Source organism: Paraplanobispora siamensis (assembly GCF_016863175.1).
Lineage (GTDB): Bacteria > Actinomycetota > Actinomycetes > Streptosporangiales > Streptosporangiaceae > Planobispora > Planobispora siamensis.
Window position 1 is genome coordinate 72,439 of record NZ_BOOJ01000051.1, and the last position, 19,387, is coordinate 91,825.

General features: G+C 73.9%; 22 protein-coding genes. 11 read left to right on the forward strand and 11 right to left on the reverse strand.

What is annotated here, in order from left to right; translation table 11 throughout:
• Positions 1-5: 5 nt before the first annotated feature.
• Positions 6-608: a TetR/AcrR family transcriptional regulator gene (locus Psi01_RS28875; RefSeq protein WP_204067273.1), complete on the forward strand. Its 603-nt coding sequence runs from the start codon at positions 6-8 to the stop codon at positions 606-608.
• Positions 609-704: 96 nt separating this feature from the next.
• Positions 705-1,316: a DUF1707 SHOCT-like domain-containing protein gene (locus Psi01_RS28880; RefSeq protein ID WP_204067274.1), complete on the forward strand. Its 612-nt coding sequence runs from the start codon at positions 705-707 to the stop codon at positions 1,314-1,316.
• Between the two features lie 223 nt (positions 1,317-1,539).
• On the opposite strand, the gene Psi01_RS28885 is transcribed toward Psi01_RS28880, so the two are convergent.
• Entirely contained in the window at positions 1,540-2,172 is a 633-nt protein-coding gene (locus Psi01_RS28885; protein WP_204067275.1) for a TetR/AcrR family transcriptional regulator, read from the reverse strand.
• 151 nt (positions 2,173-2,323) lie between these two features.
• A complete protein-coding gene (locus Psi01_RS28890) occupies positions 2,324-3,760 on the reverse strand; it encodes an MFS transporter (protein WP_204067276.1) in 1,437 nt (478 codons plus the stop codon).
• A gap of 149 nt (positions 3,761-3,909) precedes the next feature.
• Between Psi01_RS28890 and Psi01_RS28895 the strand changes: the two genes are divergently transcribed.
• From Psi01_RS28895 to Psi01_RS28910, 4 genes are all read left to right on the forward strand, one after another.
• Positions 3,910-4,191, forward strand: a complete 282-nt coding sequence (locus tag Psi01_RS28895; RefSeq protein ID WP_204067277.1) for a metal-sensitive transcriptional regulator — start codon at positions 3,910-3,912, stop codon at positions 4,189-4,191.
• A 150-nt stretch (positions 4,192-4,341) separates the two neighbouring features.
• Complete coding sequence (locus Psi01_RS43560; protein WP_373872518.1) at positions 4,342-5,271, forward strand: hypothetical protein; 930 nt, start codon at positions 4,342-4,344, stop codon at positions 5,269-5,271.
• 166 nt (positions 5,272-5,437) lie between these two features.
• Entirely contained in the window at positions 5,438-5,905 is a 468-nt protein-coding gene (locus tag Psi01_RS28905; protein ID WP_204067278.1) for a DUF6153 family protein, read from the forward strand.
• 84 nt (positions 5,906-5,989) lie between these two features.
• Positions 5,990-6,607, forward strand: coding sequence for a DUF305 domain-containing protein (locus Psi01_RS28910; RefSeq protein ID WP_204067279.1), 618 nt, complete (start codon positions 5,990-5,992; stop codon positions 6,605-6,607).
• A gap of 97 nt (positions 6,608-6,704) precedes the next feature.
• Here the strand turns inward: Psi01_RS28910 and Psi01_RS28915 are convergent, their stop codons facing one another.
• The 8 genes from Psi01_RS28915 to Psi01_RS28950 form a co-directional block, all read right to left on the reverse strand.
• Positions 6,705-7,655: a M56 family metallopeptidase gene (locus Psi01_RS28915; RefSeq protein WP_204067280.1), complete on the reverse strand. Its 951-nt coding sequence runs from the start codon at positions 7,653-7,655 to the stop codon at positions 6,705-6,707.
• Positions 7,652-8,020, reverse strand: coding sequence for a BlaI/MecI/CopY family transcriptional regulator (locus tag Psi01_RS28920; protein WP_204067281.1), 369 nt, complete (start codon positions 8,018-8,020; stop codon positions 7,652-7,654). The genes Psi01_RS28915 and Psi01_RS28920 overlap by 4 nt, the downstream gene beginning before the upstream one ends.
• A 136-nt stretch (positions 8,021-8,156) precedes the next feature.
• Positions 8,157-8,957 (reverse strand): DUF2249 domain-containing protein, encoded by an 801-nt coding sequence (locus Psi01_RS28925; protein WP_204067282.1) that lies wholly within the window; start codon positions 8,955-8,957, stop codon positions 8,157-8,159.
• Between the two features lie 114 nt (positions 8,958-9,071).
• On the reverse strand, positions 9,072-9,995 hold the full coding sequence (cysK, locus tag Psi01_RS28930; RefSeq protein ID WP_204067283.1) for a cysteine synthase A: 924 nt from the start codon (positions 9,993-9,995) through the stop codon (positions 9,072-9,074).
• A gap of 5 nt (positions 9,996-10,000) precedes the next feature.
• Complete coding sequence (epsC, locus tag Psi01_RS28935) at positions 10,001-10,606, reverse strand: serine O-acetyltransferase EpsC (RefSeq protein ID WP_239128115.1); 606 nt, start codon at positions 10,604-10,606, stop codon at positions 10,001-10,003.
• Between the two features lie 299 nt (positions 10,607-10,905).
• Positions 10,906-11,073: a hypothetical protein gene (locus Psi01_RS28940; RefSeq protein ID WP_204067284.1), complete on the reverse strand. Its 168-nt coding sequence runs from the start codon at positions 11,071-11,073 to the stop codon at positions 10,906-10,908.
• 102 nt (positions 11,074-11,175) lie between these two features.
• A complete protein-coding gene (locus tag Psi01_RS28945; RefSeq protein WP_239128116.1) occupies positions 11,176-11,799 on the reverse strand; it encodes a vitamin K epoxide reductase family protein in 624 nt (207 codons plus the stop codon).
• Entirely contained in the window at positions 11,796-12,566 is a 771-nt protein-coding gene (locus tag Psi01_RS28950) for a DsbA family protein (protein ID WP_204067285.1), read from the reverse strand. The genes Psi01_RS28945 and Psi01_RS28950 overlap by 4 nt, the downstream gene beginning before the upstream one ends.
• Before the next feature lie 413 nt (positions 12,567-12,979).
• On the opposite strand from Psi01_RS28950, the gene Psi01_RS28955 reads away from it, so the two are divergent.
• The 3 genes from Psi01_RS28955 (at position 12,980) to Psi01_RS28965 (ending at position 16,440) form a co-directional block, all read left to right on the forward strand.
• On the forward strand, positions 12,980-13,474 hold the full coding sequence (locus Psi01_RS28955; RefSeq protein ID WP_204067286.1) for a hypothetical protein: 495 nt from the start codon (positions 12,980-12,982) through the stop codon (positions 13,472-13,474).
• A 177-nt stretch (positions 13,475-13,651) separates the two neighbouring features.
• Entirely contained in the window at positions 13,652-15,124 is a 1,473-nt protein-coding gene (locus Psi01_RS28960) for a nitronate monooxygenase (protein ID WP_239128117.1), read from the forward strand.
• Positions 15,121-16,440: a TIGR04053 family radical SAM/SPASM domain-containing protein gene (locus Psi01_RS28965; RefSeq protein ID WP_204067287.1), complete on the forward strand. Its 1,320-nt coding sequence runs from the start codon at positions 15,121-15,123 to the stop codon at positions 16,438-16,440. The genes Psi01_RS28960 and Psi01_RS28965 overlap by 4 nt, the downstream gene beginning before the upstream one ends.
• Here Psi01_RS28965 and Psi01_RS28970 read toward each other — a convergent pair.
• Positions 16,427-16,837, reverse strand: coding sequence for a pyridoxamine 5'-phosphate oxidase family protein (locus Psi01_RS28970; protein WP_204067288.1), 411 nt, complete (start codon positions 16,835-16,837; stop codon positions 16,427-16,429). The genes Psi01_RS28965 and Psi01_RS28970 overlap by 14 nt on opposite strands.
• 281 nt (positions 16,838-17,118) lie before the next feature.
• Here Psi01_RS28970 and Psi01_RS28975 point away from each other — a divergent pair, with 281 nt between their 5' ends.
• Positions 17,119-18,318 (forward strand): DUF8744 domain-containing protein, encoded by a 1,200-nt coding sequence (locus tag Psi01_RS28975; protein ID WP_204067289.1) that lies wholly within the window; start codon positions 17,119-17,121, stop codon positions 18,316-18,318.
• A 178-nt stretch (positions 18,319-18,496) separates the two neighbouring features.
• Positions 18,497-19,381: an AfsR/SARP family transcriptional regulator gene (locus Psi01_RS28980; protein WP_204067290.1), complete on the forward strand. Its 885-nt coding sequence runs from the start codon at positions 18,497-18,499 to the stop codon at positions 19,379-19,381.
• Positions 19,382-19,387 lie beyond the last annotated feature (6 nt).

A 19,387-nucleotide genomic window follows, 5' to 3' on the forward strand; every position in this document is an offset into this window, starting at 1 on the left:
GTGAAGTGACCGGAAACGCGGCGCCCGGAAACCGGGGGAACGCCGACCGGCGGGTACGGCGCACCCGCACGGCGATCCGGCGCGCGCTGATGGAGCTGATCCTGGAGAAGGGCTATGAGCCGGTGACCGTCACCGATCTCATCAACCGCGCGGACGTCGGCCGCTCGACCTTCTACGCCCACTTCACCGACAAGCAGGCCGTGCTGTTCGGCTCCCTGGAGGAGCTGGACTTCCTGCGTGCGTCCCCGAGCGCCGACGGCCCGCTGTTCGCCTTCAGCCTGGCGATGTTCGAGCACGTGCGGGAGCAGCGCAGGCTGGTGCGCGCGCTGCTCGGACGGCGCGGCGGCCGGGAGGTGGTGGCCCACGGAGAGCGCCTGCTGACCGCCGCCGTCCGCGACGAACTGCTCGCCCGGGGCGCCGCCCCCTCCGCCCACCTCGACCTGGTGGTCACCTGCGTCGTCGGAGCGTTCATGGCCATGACGCGCGCCTGGGCCGACGATGAGATCGTCGCCACCCCGGCCGAGCTGAACACGGCGTTCCGCGCGACCGTCGTCCCCGGCGTGCGGGCACTGCTGGAGCGGGACCCGGGCCACCGGCCCGTCGGTTGAACGCCGTCCCGGGCCGCTTCACCGCATCGGGCGCGATCGGCCAGAGGCGACCCTCAAGATCGCAATTATCGATGTGGGCGCACTATACTTCGCGATATGTCGGGTGATCTGGTGCCGGAGCGCCGTGACCTACGTGTCTCACACGAGGAGCGCGACGCGGTCGCGGAGAAGCTCAGGGTCGCCGCGGGCGACGGCCGCCTCACGATGGAGGAGCTCGACCAGCGGCTCGAGGTGGCGCTGGCGGCGCGCACGTACGGCGAGCTCGAAGCGGTCCTGCGCGACCTGCCCGCCGCTCCCGGCGTGGCCACTCCCACCCCGGTCTCCAAGGAACTCGTCCAGCTGAAGACCGGCAGCGGCCAGATCCGGCGGGACGGGGTCTGGGCGGTTCCCCGCCGCATGGAGGTGGAGATCGGCAGCGGGCACGCGATCCTCGACTTCACCCAGGCCGTCCTCACGCAGCCGACCATGGAGCTCTCGGTCGCGATCGGCAGCGGCCAGCTGCTGCTGATCGTGCCGCCCGGCGTGGCGGCGGACGTCGACAGCGTCACGGTCCGCAGCGGCAGCATCCGGCAACGCGCGCGGCTCGAACCCGGGGCACCGGTCGATCTGCTGGTCACCGTGTCGGGCTCGGTGAAGAGCGGATCCGTCGTCGTCCGGCGGCCGCGCCGCAGCTTCTGGGACTGGCTGCGCCGCCGCCCGCGCCCCTGAGGGCTACCGCTGCCTCCCGCCGCGGCAACCGGATGACCGTCCTTGTCGGACGCTGCCGCGTCATCGAGAACCGGCCGCGCCACTGAGAACCGGGACGTCACCGAGAGCCGGGACGTCACCGAGAGCCGGCAGCGCCACCGAGAACCAGGGCACCGTTGAGAGCCCGGGGCGCCATTGAGAACCGGGACGTCACCGAGACCGGGGCGCGCCGAGGACCAGGGCGTCACCGGGAGTCAGCGGCCGGCGATCGGACCGGGGTGAGCACGGAGTCCACGGTCGCCTCCAGGACGGCGGCGGCCTCCCCCGCCGGGAGCCGCCCCGCCTCGACTTCGGAGGCGGCCGCGTGCAGGAGGCTGTAGACCGTGGCGAGCAGCCAGTCACGCGGGAGATCGGCGCGGATGCTGCCGTCCTCCCGCCCGCGGTCGACCAGCGCACCGACCGCGGCCATGGGCTCGTCGTGGTGGGCGCGCATGCGTTCGGGGCCGAGAACGCGTGTGGCCGCGGCGTGCAGGCTCCGGTAACGGTCCAGGACCTGCCAGCACGAGCGGATCACCCCCGCCAGCGCCTCCCGGGCGGGCAGCCCTTCCGCAGGGAGGGCGGTCAGGACGACGCGGGCATCGTCGATCGCGCGTCTCATCACCTCGTCGAGCAGGTCCTCCCGGGACGGGAAGTGACTGTAGAGGGTGACCCGGCCGACCCCGGCGGTACGGGCGATGTCGGCCATGGTGGCGTCGGTGTCCCGGCGGAAGGCGGCGAGCGCGGCCTCGACGATGGAGGCGATGCTCCGCTCGGCGTCGGCCCGGCGCCTGGTGCGGGGGCCGGCGCCGGGAGCGGAACCGGTGGAGTCGGTGGCCATGGGGCAAGCGTACGGCCCGCCCGATGAGCGAAGATCCGGCTGATGAGGCAAGCACACGGTCCTCTCGGTGAGGGGAGATCGGACCGATAAGGCATCGGTAAGGCCTGCTCATGAGTGAAGGCCGGACCGATGGAGCATCGGTCCGGGCCGCTCAGTGGGCGAAGATCGGGCCGTCGGTCGCCGGAGGCCGGCCCTTGGGCAGGACGAAGGCGGCAGCCACCGCGACGACGGCCGCGCCGATCGCCGCCGCTCGGTAGGCGCCGGTGAAACCGTCGAGCTGCGCGGCGCCGATGCCGGTCGCGGCGAGGGTGGAGATGAGCGCGACCCCGAGACCGGCGCCGAGCTCGTGTCCGGTGTTGACCAGGCCGGAGACCACACCGGCCTCGTGGTGGGCGACGTGGGCCATGGCGGTGGTGGTGGCGGTGACGAACGCGGCCCCGAGTCCCAGTGCGGCCAGCACGAACCCGGGCTCCAGGTCGGTCAGCACGTCCGGCCGTGCCGGCAGTCGCGAGAGCAGCGCCATCCCGGCGGCGGTGAGGGCGAAGGCGGACGCGGCCACGGCCCGGCCGCCGATCCGTGCGACCAGGCGGGCGCCGAGGTGGGCGCCGACGACCGTGGCGACGGCCACCGGCAGGAACGCCAGACCGGTCTCCAGCGCGGACAGGCCCGCGACGTGCTGCATGTACTGGGAGGTGAGGAAGAAGGCCGCCAGCAGCAGCCCGGACGCGGCCAGCATGACGACGTTGCCGGCGACGACCGGGCGCCGGGTGAGCAGGCCGAGCCGGACCAGCGGTGCCGGAGAGCGCCGCTCGACCGCGACGAAGACCCCGGTCAGGACCAGCCCGCCGCCCAGCGCGGCGAGCGTCCACGGGTCGCCCCACCCCTCGTCCCCGGCCCGCACCAGACCGTAGACGACACTCGCCGTCACCGCGGTGACCAGGGCCGCACCGGGCAGGTCGAGCCGGCCGCCGCTCGCGGCGGCCGGAGCCGCGCCCACCGGCCGCGGCAGCGACACGGCGACCAGCACACCGACCGGGACGTTGATGAAGAACACCCACTGCCAGCCGGGCCCGGAGGTGAGCACCCCGCCGAGCAGGACGCCCGCCGCGGCGCCACCGCCGCCGATCGCCGCCCACACGCCGAGCGCGCGGTGCCGCTCGGGCCCGTGGAAGGCGGTGGTCACGATCGACAGCGCCGACGGCGACAGCAGCGCGGCGCCCACGCCCTGGGCGGCCCTCGCGGCGATGAGCAGCGCGCCCGAGCCGGTCAGGCCCGCCACCAGCGAGGCCAGCGTGAACACGACCAGGCCGGCCAGGAAGACGCGGCGGCGGCCGTACAGGTCCGACAGCCGGCCGCCGAGCAGCATCAGGCCGCCGAAGCAGAGCGTGTAGGCGGTGACGACCCAGGTCGCGGCGGACCGGTCGAGAGCGAGGTCGGCGCCGATGGCGGGCAGGGCGATGTTCACCACGGTGACGTCGAGGATCACCATGAACTGCGCCAGGCACAGGACGGTCAGGGCCTGCCAGCGGCGGGGGTCGGGCGGCGCGGGGTGCGGGGCCGGGTGGAGGGGGGCGGCGGGGTGAGCCATGAGACCTGCCTTAAATCGAACATCCATGTTCGGCTTAAGATAACACAACCCGAACATCAGTGTTCGGTTTATCTTCCGGTCGGCATTCGAAATACCATAGGGGGGTATAGTGTTTTGAAGGTGAAGCGAAGACGACCCGAGGCGGGGACATGGCCGGATACAGCCACGACAAGCAGGATCACCTCAAGCGGCTGCGCCGCATCGAGGGCCAGGTGCGCGGGCTGCAGCGCATGGTCGACGAGGACAAGTACTGCATCGACATCCTCACCCAGGTCTCCGCGGCCAACCGCGCCCTGCAGTCCTTCGCCCTGGCCCTGCTGGAGGAGCACATGGCGCACTGCGTGGCCGACGCCACCGCCAAGGGCGGCGCCGAGGCCGAGGCCAAGGTCAAGGAGGCCGCCGACGCCATCGCCCGCCTGGTGCGCTCCTGAGCTCCGCACCCCTTCGGCACCCTCCGCGCTCCCGTTCCCGCTACGTTCGCCGGGTCCAGTGGAGAGGACGACCGCTCGACGGCGGCACCGGCCCCGGTGCCGCCGCGGTCGAAGACGTCCCCGTCTCTCCGTGGAGGGTCTTCTTTCCCCATGGCGCCCGCCGTCCGCCGTACCGGCCGTCCCCGCGTGCTGACCGCCGCGATGGGGCTGGTCCTCGCCACCGGGGCGAGCCCGGTCACCGGCGCCGCCGCGCAGGCGGACAACGAGCGGCAGGTCATGCTGGAGGGCGCCACCACCGCCTCCTACTTCTGGGACGACGGTTCCGGCCGCGCCGGTGACACCGGCCTGCCGGCCTCGGGCAAGCCCATGCAGAAGGGCCTGGCCGCCTCGCCCTCCTGGCCGCTGCTGACCGAGGGCTACGTCCTCTACAAGGGCAGGAAGGCCCCGTTCTTCGTGGGCGACCGCGGCCCCGGCGAGCCCTCCAACCGCGGCATCATGCTGGACCTGGACGCCAAGACCTTCGCCCAGCTGACCGGCGGCACCTTCGACCCGGACACGCTGACCGTGCGGGGCAACGGCGGTCTCGGCCACATCAAGGTCGACTACGTGATCACCAAGTGGGGTCCGGGCGTGGGCAGGAAGAACCACCCGGTACCGTTCTCCACCCGTGCCTGGTCGGTCAGGGACACCGACCCCGCCGAGCCCGTGGTCATCCCGGACGACGCCGGGTCCGAACCGGTGACGACCGCTCCCCCTCCGGCGGGAGGCGCGCGGGCCGGGGTGAGGACTCCGGCGGCCTCCCCCACCGCCGGCCAGGCGCCGGAGCAGGCATCGCCCACTCCGGAGCAGACCGCCGAAGCCGTCACCGCCTCCTCGGCCGTCGACGACTCCGGCGGGATCTCCACCGGGATCCTCCTCACCGCCATCGGCGCGGCCGTCGGAGGAGCGGTCACCGGCAGGCAGCTCCTGAACCGGCGCCCGGGCGGCCGGAACGGCTCACCGGGGCCGAGGCGCCCCGCGCACAGGCGGACGCGCGGCCGGCACCGCCGTACGGGCGGCCGCCACGCCCGTCCTCGCTGAACGGGCTGCTTCTGCTTCGATGGGTGATAGTAGGGGTTTGTACGCCGGACGAGTGCCGGTCCTGCTGGAGATTTCATCCATGAGGGGTGCACCGACCGACCTACGATGGCAGATCGTAGGATGGGGACACAGATGCAGTCGGTCGCCAGGGCGCAGGGGGGGGACGATGGACGGGCAGGCCCGGCGGTTCACCGGGTGGGTGTCCCGTCTGCTCATGCTCGTCGCGCTGGTCCTGGGCGTGGCGGCCATGCACACGCTGGGACATCTGGATCACCACCAGGGGTACGGCGCCACCCCGGGCCATGAGGGAGCGCACGCGCCGCCCGCTCCCCCGCCCACCGTCGCAGTCGATGTCGGAGTCGATGTCGGAGCCGGAGCCGGAGCCGGAGCCGGAGCCGGAGTCGGGCAGGAGGCTTCCGGCCTCGGAGGCACGCTCCCGCGTCTCGATCCGGCCTCGGTCTGCCTGGCCGTCCTCCCTTCGCTCCTGCTGCTCCTGATGGCGGCGGTGCTGCTGCGCGCGCGGCACCGGAGGAACACCGGCGCCATCGGGGCCCGGCCGGGAGCCCGCGGGGCCCGGTCCCCGCCGCGGCGCACGGCCGTACGCCTGGCCCGCCTTTCGGTTCTGCGCATATAGGCCGATCACCTCGGCGGACGGTGCCCGAGTCCCGTCCGCGAACGATCGGCATGCGGAAACGACGAACCCGAAAGAGAGCCACAGATGTCCACCGATCGATTCACCGTGCGCGCAATCGCCCTGACCGCCGCGGCCGGAGCCGGCGCCCTGGTGCTGCTGACCGCCTGCGGCGGCCAGGATCACCCGACGACCGCCGGTCACGGCGGCACTCCGGCCGCCACCGCGAGCGCGCGGTCCTCGGCCGCCTTCAACGACGCCGACGTCGCCTTCGCCCAGATGATGATCCCGCACCACCGGCAGGCCGTGGAGATGGCCGACCTGGCCGCGACCCGGGCCGCCGACCCGGAGATCAAGGAGCTCGCGGCGAAGATCAAGGGCGCCCAGGATCCGGAGATCGCCACCATGACCGGCTGGCTGACCTCCTGGGGCGCACCGGTCGAGCCCGAGGGCGGCCACGGCGGTCATGACATGCCCGGCATGATGACCGAGCAGGACATGACCGCGCTCCGGGAGGCCAAGGGCGCGGTCTTCGACCGCATGTTCGCCGAGCGGATGATCGCCCACCACGAGGGCGCGATCGAGATGGCCGAGACCGAGCGGGCCCAGGGCGCCGACCCGGAGGCCAAGCGGCTGGCCGCGACCATCGCCACCGCCCAGCAGGCCGAAATCGAGCAGATGCGCCGGCTCCTGGACCGCCTCTGAGGACCGTCCGCTCTGAGGCCCGTCCGCTCTGAGGCCCGTCACCGCTGATGACCCGTCGCCGCCCGCGTGGGACTCGCGGAAACGTCGTCAGCGGTGGCTAGAAGATCGAGAGCGTGTGGCAGTGGTGGGCCAGCAACGAGCTCACGCCCGGGACGGCCGCCACGGCCACCGGGCCCGCGAGCAGCAGTGCGACGGCCGCCAGCCCGGCCAGCCGCTCGCCGCGCCGGAGCGGAGCGGCGGGGTGGAGCATGCGCCTGACCCGGGTCAGCGCCGTCTCGCCGCCCGCCCCCAGCGTGAAGACCGGGGCCCGGCCGGTGGCCAGCCGTACCAGCGCGGCGGCGATGTGGACGCGCGGATGGTGGCGGGCCGCGACGTCGTCGGCGAGCAGCTCGACCAGCCGGGCGACCTCGGCTCCGGCGCGGGTGAACAGCGGCAGGCGGGGGAAGGCGAGGCAGAACGCCTCGGCGGCGGCCAGCACCAGATGGTGGCGTCCCCGCAGGTGCGCCCGCTCGTGCGCGAGCACGGCGGCCACCTGCTCGGGGGCCAGGGCCCGCAGGGCGGCGGTCGTGATGACCGCCCTGCCCTTCCTGCCGGGCAGGCAGTACGCCGCGGCCTCGTCGTGCTCCAGCACCACCGCGCCCAGCTCGCCGTCATGGCGGCCGAGGATGGTGAGCATGCCGGCGTGACGGCGTCGTTCGCGGCGGGCCCGCACCAGCACGGCCGCCCCGCAGTAGGCGATCCTGGCGGCGATCGCGGCGGCGCCGGACAGGGCGGCGTACGCGGCCGGCGAGGCGAGGACCTCCCCGTGGGACAGCAGCGCCGCGCACGCCTCGAAGAACGCCGCCAGCCCGTGGCCGACCACGGAGGCCGGGATCGCGGCGGCGAGCGCCGCGAAGACGGCGGAGGCGACCGCGGAGACGCACGCGGCCAGCCACAGGCTGATCGCCAGCCGGGGAGCGCGCTCGGCCCAGGCGCCCCGGCTGAGCAGCCGGGGCGCCGCGATCGCAGCGGCGACGGCGTACAGCGCCAGGACGGCGGCTGCGATCATGCGTGTCCCCCGGGGGGATACACCCGGAGCGCGGCCTCCAGCGCCTGCGACTCCTCCGGGGTCAGCCGCTCCAGGAAGTGCACCAGCGTGGCCGCCTGGTTGCCGCCGGAGGACAGGGCGGCGCGCATCAGCTCGGCGGTGTAGGCCTCCTTGCTGGCCACGGTCTCGTACACGTACGCCCGGCCGACCTGCCTGCGGCGCAGCAGGCCCTTGGTGTGCAGCTTGTCCATCACGGTCATGACGGTGGTGTAGGCGATCTCCCGGTCACGGCGCAGATCCTCGAGCACGTCCCGGACCGAGGCGGGCCGGCGGTACGACCACAGCCGATCCATGATCGCGGACTCCAGGTCTCCCAGACCACGCATCACACGCGACTCCCCTCCGCCCGGACGCTTCGATGCTACCGGCCGTCGTAGGGGCGGACCGTGCCCGATCCCCGGGGGAGACCGCTCGCCGGATGGATCTCCGGAGCCGCGCCGATCCACCGTAGTAGAGCGGCGGTCAGGGGCGGCCGATGCGCACCCGCCAGACCTCCGGGCCGGACTCGGCGTACTCCCAGGTGAAGCCGCCGGGGTGCTCGGCGGCGAACTGGTAGTACAGGGGCTTGGGGTCGTGATCGTTGACGAGCACGAACGCCGTGCCCGAGGGCAGTTCCCCGAACGCGGCGAAGATCTGGGCGTGCCGCTGCGCCGGGACCAGGCGGCGCACGTCGAGCTCGCCGACGACGGGCTCCGAACCGCCGCCTGCGCCTCCCGCGCCTCCCGCGTTCCCCGCCGCCTCCCGGGCGCCGCATCCGCAACCGCCGCAGCCGCAGCCCTCGGGCTCGGCCGGGGCGCCGAGGATCTCGTGCATCCCCTCCAGCAGGGCGGCGAGGTCGAAGCCGGCGTCGGCGAGCGCGGGCAGCAGGAGCGTGTTCTCCTTGTCCAGGTGCGACTGGAACAGGGCGTTCAGCGCGGCGGCGGCCGCGACGATCTCTCCCCACGTGCTCGCCCGCTCCAGCTCGCCGACCCGCTCGCGCAGCAGGACGTGCTCTTCGCGCATGGCCCGCACGAGCAGCCGGGTGGCGGGCAGCGCGTCGGCGACGCGGTACAGCGTCTCCTCTTCGGCCTCCGCGTGCGGGAGCACCTCCTCGGCGCAGAACGCGACCAGCACCGCCTGGCGGGCGGACGGCGAGGTCAGCTTGTCGATGGAGCGCGCGATGGTCACGGTGTGGTCGGAGACCGTACGGCCCAGCTGGTCGTGGTGGGCGCGGATCGCCGCCAGGACGGCGTCCTGCGGGTCCGTTGTCGTCTGCGCGGTCATGGGGACTCCTTGTCGTCCTCCGGCCGGTGGGCCGGTCGGTTCTTCACGGCCGGTGGGTTCTTCACAGCCGGTGGGTCCTCCGGGGCCGGTGGGCCGCCGGTCGTACGGCGCCCCCTACGCCGTGAACAGCGGGGTGCTGAGGTAGCGCTCGCCGGTGTCGGGCAGGACCACGACGACGAGCCTGCCCTCGTTCTCCGGCCGCGCCGCGACGACGGCGGCGGCGTGCAGGGCGGCGCCGCCGGAGACGCCCGCGAGGACGCCCTCGGTGCGGGCCAGCCGCCGGGCGGTGTCCCGGGCGCCGTCCACGTCGGTCCGGATGATCTCGTCGTAGACCCCGACGTCCAGCACCTCGGGCACGAAGCCCGCGCCGATGCCCTGGATGCCGTGCGGTCCCGGCTCGCCGCCGGAGAGCACCGGGGACTCGGCTGGCTCGACCGCGACCACGCGCACGCCGGGCTTCTTCTCCCGCAGGAACCGGCCCACCCCGGTGACGGTGCCGCCGGTGCCGACGCCGGAGACCAGGACGTCGACCGCGCCGTCGGTGTCGTCCCAGATCTCCTGGGCCGTGGTGCGCAGGTGCACGTCGGGGTTGGCGGGGTTGGCGAACTGCTGGGGCATGAACCAGCCGTGCTCGCCGGCCAGTTCGGCGGCCGCGGCGACCGCGCCCTTCATGCCCGCCAGGGCCGGGGTCAGGACGATCTCGGCACCGTACGCGGCGAGCAGGGCCCGGCGTTCGATGCTCATGCTCTCCGGCATGGTGAGCGTCAGCCGGTAGCCCCTGGCCGCGGCCACCATGGCCAGGCCGATGCCGGTGTTGCCGCTGGTGGGCTCGACGATGTGCGCCCCGGGGGTGAGGCGGCCCTCGTCCTCGGCCGCCTCGATCATCGCGCGGGCGATGCGGTCCTTGACGCTGCCGCCCGGGTTGGCGGACTCCAGCTTGGCGACGAGGTCGCCGGGCAGGCCCGCGCCGAAGCGCGACAGCCGGACCAGCGGGGTGCGGCCGATGAGGGACAGGACGTCGGGGTGGATCGCGGACACGGCGGCTATCTCCTGGTGATCGGGAGCGGGCGGACGTTCGGGGCGGCGGCAGCGGCGGCTGTGGGAGCGGTAGCCGTGGTGGCGGTGACGAAGGCGACGGTGGAGGGCGGGGCCGAGACCCGGGCCCCGGCGGGCACGTCGGCCAGGACCAGGCAGTGGGCGCCGATGGAGGCGTCGTCTCCGACGTACACCCTCCCGAGGACCGAGGCGCCCACGCCGACGGTGACCCGGTCGCCGAGGACCGGGTGGCGGGCGGCGCCCTTGCCGTCGGACCGGAAGCCCCGGCCGCCGAGGGTGACGTGGTGGTAGAGCGTGACGTCGTCGCCGACGACGGCGGTCTCGCCGATGACGACGCCGGCCCCGTGGTCGATGAACAGCCGTCGTCCGAGGCGGGCGCCGGGATGGATCTCGACGCCGGTCAGGGCCCGGGTGAGCTGGGAGATCAGGCGTGGCGCGAACGGCACGCCCCGCAGGTGCAGCCGGTGGGCCGGGCGGTGGGCCCACACCGCCCACAGGCCCGGGTACAGCGCGGCTTCGAGCACGCGGGAGCCGTACAGGGCGGGATCGCGGCGGCAGGCGGCGTGGAGGTCTTCGAGTATGGATTCGAACATGGAGAGGTGTCCTCGGCGAGGTCGCGGCGGCGAAGGCCGCAGGAAGCGGTCGGAAGGCCCGGGCGGGCGTCAGGCCGCGGGACAGCGCTCGTCGAAGACCCGGCGGATGTGCAGGCCGGTCATGGGAGTGGCGAACCGCGAGCCGGCCAGGCGGCGGAACGGGTACGCATCGGACATGGCTGGAACGTTAGGACCCGACCTCCGCGCGGCGTCACCGGCTCAGGTCACTTCGGGACGGGACCTTGGACCCTGGAACGCGGGGACCTTCGCCTCCCCGCGGCGGTCTTCCGCTCTCCGGTCTACTCCCCGACCGCGGACGGCTCCGGGGTGACGCGGTCCCAGGCGGCGATCGGCAGCATGATCACCGAAGCGGGGAACAGGCCGTGCTCCCCGCCGCCGATGTGCCAGTGCTCCTCGGAGAGCCGGCCGATCAGCGGGAAGTCCCGGCAGCCGCAGTAGTTGCACATGGTGTTACCGCTCGATTTCCGTCAGTGACTCCAGGGTGCCCGGTGACGGCCGGTCGGGGGCGGGGAGAACCGTCCCCGGGGACGGGGCCTTCCGTCCCGGCCTCAGGCCAGCAGCGCCGGGCCGTACTTCAGGACGATCGCCAGGATGAGGACCAGGATCCAGATGGTGACGGCGATGAGGTCGAGGTCGGCGTCGATGAACCTCTTGGCCGCCGCCTGCGCGCGGGGCGGCAGGAACAGGTTGCCGTCGCGGATGTTGACGTGGGTCAGCGTGGCGAACACCAGCGTCGTGGAGACGGTCACCAGCAGGCACCACGGGCACAGCGCGCCGATGACGAACATCGACTGGGAGAACAGCCAGTAGGCGAAGACGAGGCCGAGGGCGTAGACCACCTGGGCGGCGAGCATGAACCAGCGCGGGAAGCGCACCCCGCCGAGGCTCGCGACCGCGATGGTGATCACGACGGGTTCGGCCACCAGTCCCAGGAAGGCGTTGGGGAATCCGAACAGCTGCGCCTGCCAGGAGGTGGCGACCGTCCCGCAGCTGATGACGTCGTTGATGTTGCACGACAGGCTGGTGCCGGGGTCGGCCGCCAGGCGCAGCGCGTCTATGGACAGCACGAAGGACGCGGCCAGGCTCAGGCACGCCGACAGCAGCATGGTTCCGAAGATCCAGCCGTCGGTGTGCCTGATGCCGTGAAGGCGTGTCAGGAGGGGGGTGGTCACCGCGCGTCCTCGGCGGCGGCCACGGCCGAGGTCAGCGGCCCGGCGGTGTACAGGTCACCGGTGAAGACCGTGCCGTTGATCTTCACGGTGGGCGTGCCCTCGATGCCCGTCTCGAACACCGCGGCCGTGGACTTGGTGACCCACGGCTGGAAGATCCGGTCGTCGAAGGCGTCCACGACGTCCTCCGGCACGCCCGCCCCTCGGGCCAGGTCGGCGATCTCGCCGTCGGACAGGCCCTTGGTACCCTCGGCGGGCTGGCGGGCGAACAGCGCCGTGTTCAAGGCCAGCAGCTTGCCGGGCGCCCGGTCGGCGACGGTGGCGACCGCGTTCGCGGTCCGGGTCGAGTACTGCGAGCCGTCGGACATCCGGTCCAGGAACGACAGCGGGTACAGCTCCAGGCGCACCGTGCCCTCGGCGACCATCCGGTCCAGCTCACCGCTGTTGGCCTGCTCGAAGCGCCCGCAGAAGGGGCACATGTAGTCGAGATAGACCTCGAGCTTCACCGGTGCGGCGGCGTCGCCGACGGCCAGGGCCCCACCGGGCGTGGCGATCGCCGGGGCGACGGCCTTGCCCTGCGGCGCCGCGGCGGTCGGGGAGTCCCCGCTCCCCGCCGCGTTGACCAGGCCGACCACGATCGCGATCAGGAGACAGGCGATGACCACCGCGCCGCCCGCGGCGATCGCGCGGTTGCGCTTTCTCCTGCGGCGTTCGGCGGCGGCCCGGGCGTCGCGTAGTTCCCGGGATCTGATGCGTGCCTGCGTGCTCATGGTCGTCCTCGCTCCTGCGGGAGATGGAAGATCGGGTACGGCGGGCCGCGGCGTCGTCCGCCTCGCGGTCACGCTCCGGCGTGCGGTGCGCACGGCGTGTCAGTGCCCGCGGTCCACAATGCCGCAGGACCGCCCGGATCCGCCGGGGTCGAAGGTCCTTTACGGCCACGACCTCGGTCCCGGATCGGGCATCCGGGCCCCGGGAGCCCTCAGGCGGGAGTGACGCCGCCCCCTCCGGGCTCGCCGGTGGGACTTTCATCCCGGATATCAGGGACCGGTGGCTCTGTCCGGCACCGGTGCCGCTGCCGACTCTTTCTTTGCGGGCCTGTCGGAGAGGGGCCCCGCGCCGGACCGGTCGCAGACCGGCCGCCCACCCCATGGATCTCATCGTGAGTCGGCAAGGAGAAGAACCGGTGGACAACGTGCGAGGGCTGACGGTGATGCTGCTGCTGGGCGGCGTCGGTGTCGCCATGCTGACGGCGGGCGCCGTGATGACGGTGCGCGGCATGCGCGGCAAGGAGGAGATCCGCGACGAGCTCATCCGCCAGAAGATCACTTTCCCGGAGAAGGGCCTGTCCGCCGAGCGCAGTCGTTACGCCGGACGCCGGGTGGAGAACGGCACTCAGGCCCGCGTCTTCTCCGAGATGATCGGCGACAACGTGCGCAAGGCCACCGGGGGGCGCAGCTATTCGGAGATCAGCGCCGACCTGCACGCCGCCGGAGGCGAGGACTCCGCTCTGGCCACGCTGCGCCAGACGGCCTTCATGGGTGAGACCCTGCGCGCCTCGCTGATGAGCGCCTACCAGGCCTGGCAGGTCACCTCCCTGGCGATCGGCCTGGGCGCGGTGCTCATGGGTGCGGGTGCGGCGTTCGTCGCGGTGGGCACCGTCCTGTTCACGGTCCAGTAGCCCGGTCCGCGGGTGACCGGCTGCTCTCGATCCGGCAGGACGGTCCGCAGGTGACCGGCGACCTCTGCCTTCGGGACTTTGGTCACTACGCCGCCCGTGCGCGGGCCCGGTTGAATCTCACCCGCACCCGGCCGGTGCAGAGCCGGCCGAACCGCCGTCGAGCAGGAGGTCTCCCCCGTGACGATCGCCGAAGCGTCCACCGGCGCCGCACCCCCGGACAGGCTCCCCCGGATCATCCAGGGCGGCATGGGAGTGGGCGTCTCCGGGTGGCGGCTCGCCCGGGCCGTCGCCCGCACCGGACAGCTCGGCGTGGTCTCCGGCGTCGCCCTCGACGTCATGCTCGCCCGCCGCCTCCAGCAGGGCGACCCCGGGGGCGACCTGCGCCGCGCTCTGGCCGCCCTGCCCCTGCCCGGCGTCGCCGACCGCATCCTGGCCCGCTATCACGTCGAAGACGGCATCGCCCCCGGCACGCCGTACCGGCCCGTGCCCCGGCTCGGCCTGCGCCCGAACCGCGACCGCACCGAGCTCACCGTCGCCGCCAACTTCGCCGAGGTGTTCCTCGCCCGCGAAGGACACGACGGCCCCGTCGGCGTCAACTACCTGGAGAAGATCCAGATGGCCACGCCCGCCGCGGCCTACGGCGCGCTGCTGGCCGGAGCCGACTACGTGCTCATGGGCGCGGGCATCCCCTCGGAGATCCCCCGGCTGCTCGACGCCCTCGCCGCCCACCGCCCCGCCGAGGTGTCGGTCACCGTCGCCGGAGCCGCCTCCGCCGACCGCCACACCGCCGGCGTCGATCCGGCCGATCTGCTCGCCGGCGCCCGGCTGCCCGACCTGAAACGGCCCCGGCTGCTGGCCATCGTCTCCTCCGACGTCCTGGCCGCCTACCTGGCGCGCAGGCCCGAGACCCGGCCCGACGGCTTCGTCCTGGAAGGCCCCTCCGCCGGCGGCCACAGCGCGCCCCCGCGCGGCCGCATGCGCCTGGACGAGACCGGGGAACCCGTGTACGGGCCCCGCGACCACCCCGACACCGCCAAGGTCGCCGCGCTCGGCCTGCCGTTCTGGCTGGCCGGCGGCTACGCCGGTCCCCGCGGCCTGGCCCGGGCGCTGCTGGCCGGCGCCTCCGGCGTCCAGGTCGGCACCGCCTTCGCGCTGTGCCGTGAATCCGGCCTGGACGACGCGCTCAGACGCACCCTGCTGCGCCGCGCCGCCGACGGCGCCCTGACCGTCCGCAACGACCCGCACGCCTCACCGGCCGGGTTCCCCTTCAAGGTGGCCGACGTCCCCGGCACCCTGTCCGAGGCCGCCGTCTACGCCGCCCGGCCCCGCCTGTGCGACCTGGGGCACCTGCGCACGCCCTACCTCAGACCCGGCGGCGCGCTCGGCTACCGCTGCCCAGCCGAACCCGTCGACGCCCACCTGCGCAAGGGCCGCACCGTCGAGGACACCGACGGGCGCCGCTGCCTGTGCAACGGCCTGGTCAGCGCCATCGGGCTGGGCCAGCACCGCTCCGACGGCTACGCCGAACCTCCGCTGCTCACCCTCGGCGCCGACCTGGCCTTCCTGGGCGACCTGCCCGACGACCACACCGCCGCCGACGTCGTCGGCCACCTGCTCGGCGCCGGCCGCGGCGAAGGGAGCGCGTCATGAACCCCCCGGGCACCCCCGGCACGCCCGTCGCGGCGGGCGTCCCCGATACGGCGGTCGCGGCAGACGACTCCACCGCATCCGTCGCGGCGGAGACGCCGGGCGCGGGAGAGCGGCGCCCGCGCCCGGTCCGGCACGTCCGCCGCGACGTCGCCACCGCCCCGTTCATCGTCATCTGGGAGGCCACCCGCGCCTGCCCGCTGGCCTGCCTGCACTGCCGGGCCGAGGCCAGCCCCGACCGCGACCCCGCCGAGCTGACCACCGCCGACGCCACCGGCCTGATGCGGCAGATCGCCGCCTTCGGCCGCCCCGCCCCGCTGTTCGTCATCACCGGCGGCGATCCCTTCGAGCGGCCCGACCTGTACGAACTGGTCAGCCGCGCCCGCGAACTCGGCCTGTCCCCGTCGGTCTCCCCCTCGGCCACCCCCGCCCTGACCCCCGCCGCCCTCACCCGCCTGCGCGACGCCGGCGCCTCGGTGATCTCTCTCAGCCTCGACGGCGCCACCGCCGCCCGGCACGACGACTTCCGCGGCTTCGGCGGCGTGTTCGGCCGGACCCTCGCCGCCTGGCGGCAGGCCCGCGAGGCCGGGCTCAAAGTGCAGGTCAACACCACCGTCACCCGTACCAACCTGATGGACCTGCCCGACATCGCCCGCCTGGTCCGCGACCGGGGAGCGCTGCTGTGGAGCCTGTTCCTGCTCGTCCCCACCGGCCGGGGCCGCAGCCTGACCTCGCTGAGCGCCGCCGAGACCGAGGACGTCCTGAACTTCGCCCACGACGTCGGAGCCGCCGTCCCGGTCAAGGCCACCGAGGCCCACCATTTCCGCCGGGTCGCCATCCAGCGGCACATCCTGCACGAGCGCGGCGCCGACCACGTCGCCGCACTCGGCCTGGGACCGCTCTATCAGAGCCTGCGGCGGCGCGCCGTGCACTCCGGCCTGATCCAGGCCACCCGCACCCGCCGCCCGCCGATCGACGTCGGCGCCGGCCGCGGCCTGGTGTTCGTCTCCCACACCGGGGAGGTCTCCCCGTCGGGCTTCCTGCCGCTGTCCGCCGGCAACGTACGGGACCGGCCGCTGGCCGAGATCTACCGGACCTCCCCGGTGTTCACCGCGCTGCGCGACCCCGACCGGCTGGCCGGGCGGTGCGGCGCCTGCGAGTTCCGCACCGTGTGCGGCGGCTCCCGCTCCCGCGCCTACGCCGTCGGCGGCGACGCCCTCGCCGAGGAGCCCTGGTGCTCGTACGAGCCCGGGAGCTTCCCCTACCAGGACGAGCTGGCGCGCCATCTCGGCGCGGGCGGCGGGGTCACCCGCCGGTGATCTCGCGGCCGGACACCTGCTCGGCCGCGATGACGATGTAGTGGTCCCGGCTGCCCGGCGCCCACGGCGTCAGCGGCAGCCCCGCCAGCCGCTCGGCCTCCGCCGGGTCGTCCACCGCGCGCGCGTGCCCCACCACCGTCACCGACCAGCCGGTCCGGCCCTCCGGATCGAAGGCGTCGGCCTCGAAGGCCACGATGGCCCGGCGGGTCGCCGCGGCCAGCTTGGAGCCGACCGTGGTGCGGATGACGATGTCGGTGCCGTCCAGCACGAAGTTGACCGGCTGCACCGCCGGGAGGGCACGATCGGTGAAGACGATCCGCCCGATCGGCGCCGTCGCCAGCAGATTCATGCACTCCTCGTGGGAGAGCACCCGCAGACCGGCAGAGTCGAGTTTCATACTTCCAGCATCGCCGATCGCCCACGTGCGAGGTCAGGGACCAAAGTCCTCTCCTGTTTTCACGCCGGAGCAAGCTCGCCGTCGTCCGGGGGACCGCAACCTGCGGCATTCCCGTCAGTCGCGGGGCCGCATCGCACGGTCGCGAGACGTCCCGGCGCGACGGGTGAGGCGGGACTTTGGTCCCCGCGGTAACGGCCTTTACGCCCGGTCTCCGGCGGGGTGGCCGAACCTAGGCTTGGCTGCGTCCGTTCCACGCGACGATCAGCGGAGAGAGCCCGGCCGTGGCCACAGAACCGACGGCGGCGCCCCCACGCGGGCGTCGCCGGCCCCCGCGTGACGATCCGGGCCCCGCGTCCCCGTCGGAATCCGGTGCGGGACCCGGGGCGGCGCCCGGGGCCCGTCCCGCCGTCGCGCGGCTCCCCCTGCTGGCCGGCGCCGCCGTCGCCCTGGTCGCGGGCCTGTACGGCGGGCTCGCGCTGCTGGTCGAGGCCGCTCCGGCGCCCGCGGCCTTCACCGAGCGGCACGGCCCGCTGATGGCCCTGGGCTTCCTGGGCACGCTGATCTGCCTGGAGCGGGCGGTCGCGCTGCGGAGCCGGTGGGGCTACGCGGCTCCGGCGCTGTCGGCCCTGGGCGCCGTGGCGCTGGCGGCGGGGGCCGAGCCGGTGGGCCGGCTGGCGCTGACCGCCGGCGGCGGCTGGCTGGTCGGGGTGTACGTGGCGTTGCTGGGCCGCCGGATGAGCCGTGAGACGGTCGTGCAGCTGGGCGGAGCGCTGGCCTGGTACGCGGGCGGGCTGTTGTGGCTGGGCGGTCGGCCGGTGCCGGAACTGGTGGTGTGGTTCGCGGCGTTCCACGTGCTGACCATCGCCGGAGAACGGCTGGAACTGGCGCACGTGGCGTTCCTGCGGCGCGGGGCCGCGAGCGGCCTGGTCGCGGCCGCCGGAGTGCTGGGGGCCGGGGCGGTCTGCTCGATATGGGCGCCGGAGGCCGGGGCCCGGATCGCCGGCGCGGCGATGGTGGCGGTGGCCGCCTGGCTGGCCTGGCACGACGTCGCCCGCCGTACCGTACGCGGACGCGGGCTGTCCCGATATGCGGCCGTATGCCTGCTGGCCGGGTACGGCTGGCTCGCGACGGCCGGGATCCTGTGGACCGCGAGCGGTCTGACGGCCGGGCCGTACCTCTACGACGCGGCGCTGCACGCGCTGTTCCTCGGGTTCGTGATGTCCATGGTGTTCGGGCACGCGCCGGTGATCCTGCCCGCGGTGCTGCGCATCCGGCTGCCGTACCGGCCGGTGCTGTACGCGCCGCTGGCGGTGCTGCACACGGCGGTGGCGGTCCGCGTCGCCGGTGACCTGGCCGGCGCAGGCGCAGTCCGTACGGCGGGCGGCCTGCTGGCCGAGGCCGCGCTGCTCGCGTTCGCCGGCTGCGCGATCGCGACCGCCCGCTCGCGAACGGGCGCTGCCGGCGGAATACCGCCGCGATGACGGACGCAAGTTGAGTAGACATCACTCAGGACCGTCGCCGGCCGCCTCGGCATCCTGAAGGAGCGCACATGCGTGCTGACCGTCGAGGCGCACGAGGAGGCAGTCGGGGGCGCCTGGCGCGACCGGCTGGTGATCGCTTCGAGGACCGTTCCATCGAGTTCCAGAGAAAGGTCACGGAATGCTCTTCCGCCTGCTGGGTCGCGTCCAGGTCGAGACCGGCGACACCTCCTCCGTCATCGCCTCGGCCCCGATCAGGGGCCTGCTCGCCGCGCTCCTCCTGGAGGAGGGACGCTTCGTTGCGGTGGAGCAGCTGATGGGGTCCCTGTGGGACAACCCGCCCGACTCGGCTCGCAAGAACCTGCGGTTGCACGTGGCCCGCCTGCGCGGCCAGCTGGAGCCCCTGGGCCTGCGTGAGCGCCTGAGCACTCTGCGGGGAGGCGGCGGCGGTTACCGTCTGCTGGCCGTCCCCGAAGAGGTCGACGCGGTGCAGTTCAAACGGCTGGCCTCCAGGGGCTTCGCCGAGCTGCGCGCGCGGTGCACCGCGGCGGCGGAGACGACCCTCGCCCAGGCCCTCGATCTGTGGCAGGGGCCCATCGGGCAGGACTGCACCGCCTCCGGACGACTGAGATCCCGGTTCCTCGCTTTCGACGAACTGCACCTGACCGCGCGGGAACGGCTGGTGGAGGCCCGTCTGTGCCGCGGCCGTACGATCGACCTCATCCCGGAGATCCTCGACATCCTGGCCGCCGCGCCCTTCCGGGAGACCTCCTGGGCGCATCTGATGCGCGCCTGCTACCTGGGCGGTGACGTGGCGGGGGCGATCTCGGCGTGGGACCGGGCCACCGTGACGCTCGGCGACCAGCTCGGCCTGGACCCGTCCGCCGAGCTGTGCAACCTGCATCTTTCCGTGCTCCGCCGAGACGATCACGCCGTTCGCGGCTCGTTGGCCCCGCGTCCGAGCGAGCTTTCGGCCTCGGGACATTCCACGGCCGTGCGCTCCCAGCGGGCCGCCGGCCGCGGCCGCGGGCCTCGGAGCCTGTCGCGCAGCGGTCTTCAGCTGTAGCGGTGG

What these genes read in the sequence shown, in the direction of transcription:
- Psi01_RS28925 (WP_204067282.1), bottom strand. Translation starts at nt 8,957, where the DNA reads ATGACCGCGCAGACGACAACGGACCCGCAGGACGCCGTCCTGGCGGCG.
- Psi01_RS28880 (WP_204067274.1), top strand. Translation starts at nt 705, where the DNA reads ATGTCGGGTGATCTGGTGCCGGAGCGCCGTGACCTACGTGTCTCACAC.
- Psi01_RS28915 (WP_204067280.1), bottom strand. Translation starts at nt 7,655, where the DNA reads ATGATCGCAGCCGCCGTCCTGGCGCTGTACGCCGTCGCCGCTGCGATC.
- Psi01_RS28970 (WP_204067288.1), bottom strand. Translation starts at nt 16,837, where the DNA reads ATGAAACTCGACTCTGCCGGTCTGCGGGTGCTCTCCCACGAGGAGTGC.
- Psi01_RS28890 (WP_204067276.1), bottom strand. Translation starts at nt 3,760, where the DNA reads ATGGCTCACCCCGCCGCCCCCCTCCACCCGGCCCCGCACCCCGCGCCG.
- Psi01_RS28920 (WP_204067281.1), bottom strand. Translation starts at nt 8,020, where the DNA reads ATGCGTGGTCTGGGAGACCTGGAGTCCGCGATCATGGATCGGCTGTGG.
- Psi01_RS28895 (WP_204067277.1), top strand. Translation starts at nt 3,910, where the DNA reads ATGGCCGGATACAGCCACGACAAGCAGGATCACCTCAAGCGGCTGCGC.
- Psi01_RS43560 (WP_373872518.1), top strand. Translation starts at nt 4,342, where the DNA reads ATGGCGCCCGCCGTCCGCCGTACCGGCCGTCCCCGCGTGCTGACCGCC.
- Psi01_RS28980 (WP_204067290.1), top strand. Translation starts at nt 18,497, where the DNA reads ATGCTCTTCCGCCTGCTGGGTCGCGTCCAGGTCGAGACCGGCGACACC.
- Psi01_RS28905 (WP_204067278.1), top strand. Translation starts at nt 5,438, where the DNA reads ATGGACGGGCAGGCCCGGCGGTTCACCGGGTGGGTGTCCCGTCTGCTC.
- Psi01_RS28940 (WP_204067284.1), bottom strand. Translation starts at nt 11,073, where the DNA reads ATGTGCAACTACTGCGGCTGCCGGGACTTCCCGCTGATCGGCCGGCTC.
- Psi01_RS28885 (WP_204067275.1), bottom strand. Translation starts at nt 2,172, where the DNA reads ATGGCCACCGACTCCACCGGTTCCGCTCCCGGCGCCGGCCCCCGCACC.
- epsC (WP_239128115.1), bottom strand. Translation starts at nt 10,606, where the DNA reads ATGTTCGAATCCATACTCGAAGACCTCCACGCCGCCTGCCGCCGCGAT.
- Psi01_RS28950 (WP_204067285.1), bottom strand. Translation starts at nt 12,566, where the DNA reads ATGAGCACGCAGGCACGCATCAGATCCCGGGAACTACGCGACGCCCGG.
- Psi01_RS28910 (WP_204067279.1), top strand. Translation starts at nt 5,990, where the DNA reads ATGTCCACCGATCGATTCACCGTGCGCGCAATCGCCCTGACCGCCGCG.
- Psi01_RS28965 (WP_204067287.1), top strand. Translation starts at nt 15,121, where the DNA reads ATGAACCCCCCGGGCACCCCCGGCACGCCCGTCGCGGCGGGCGTCCCC.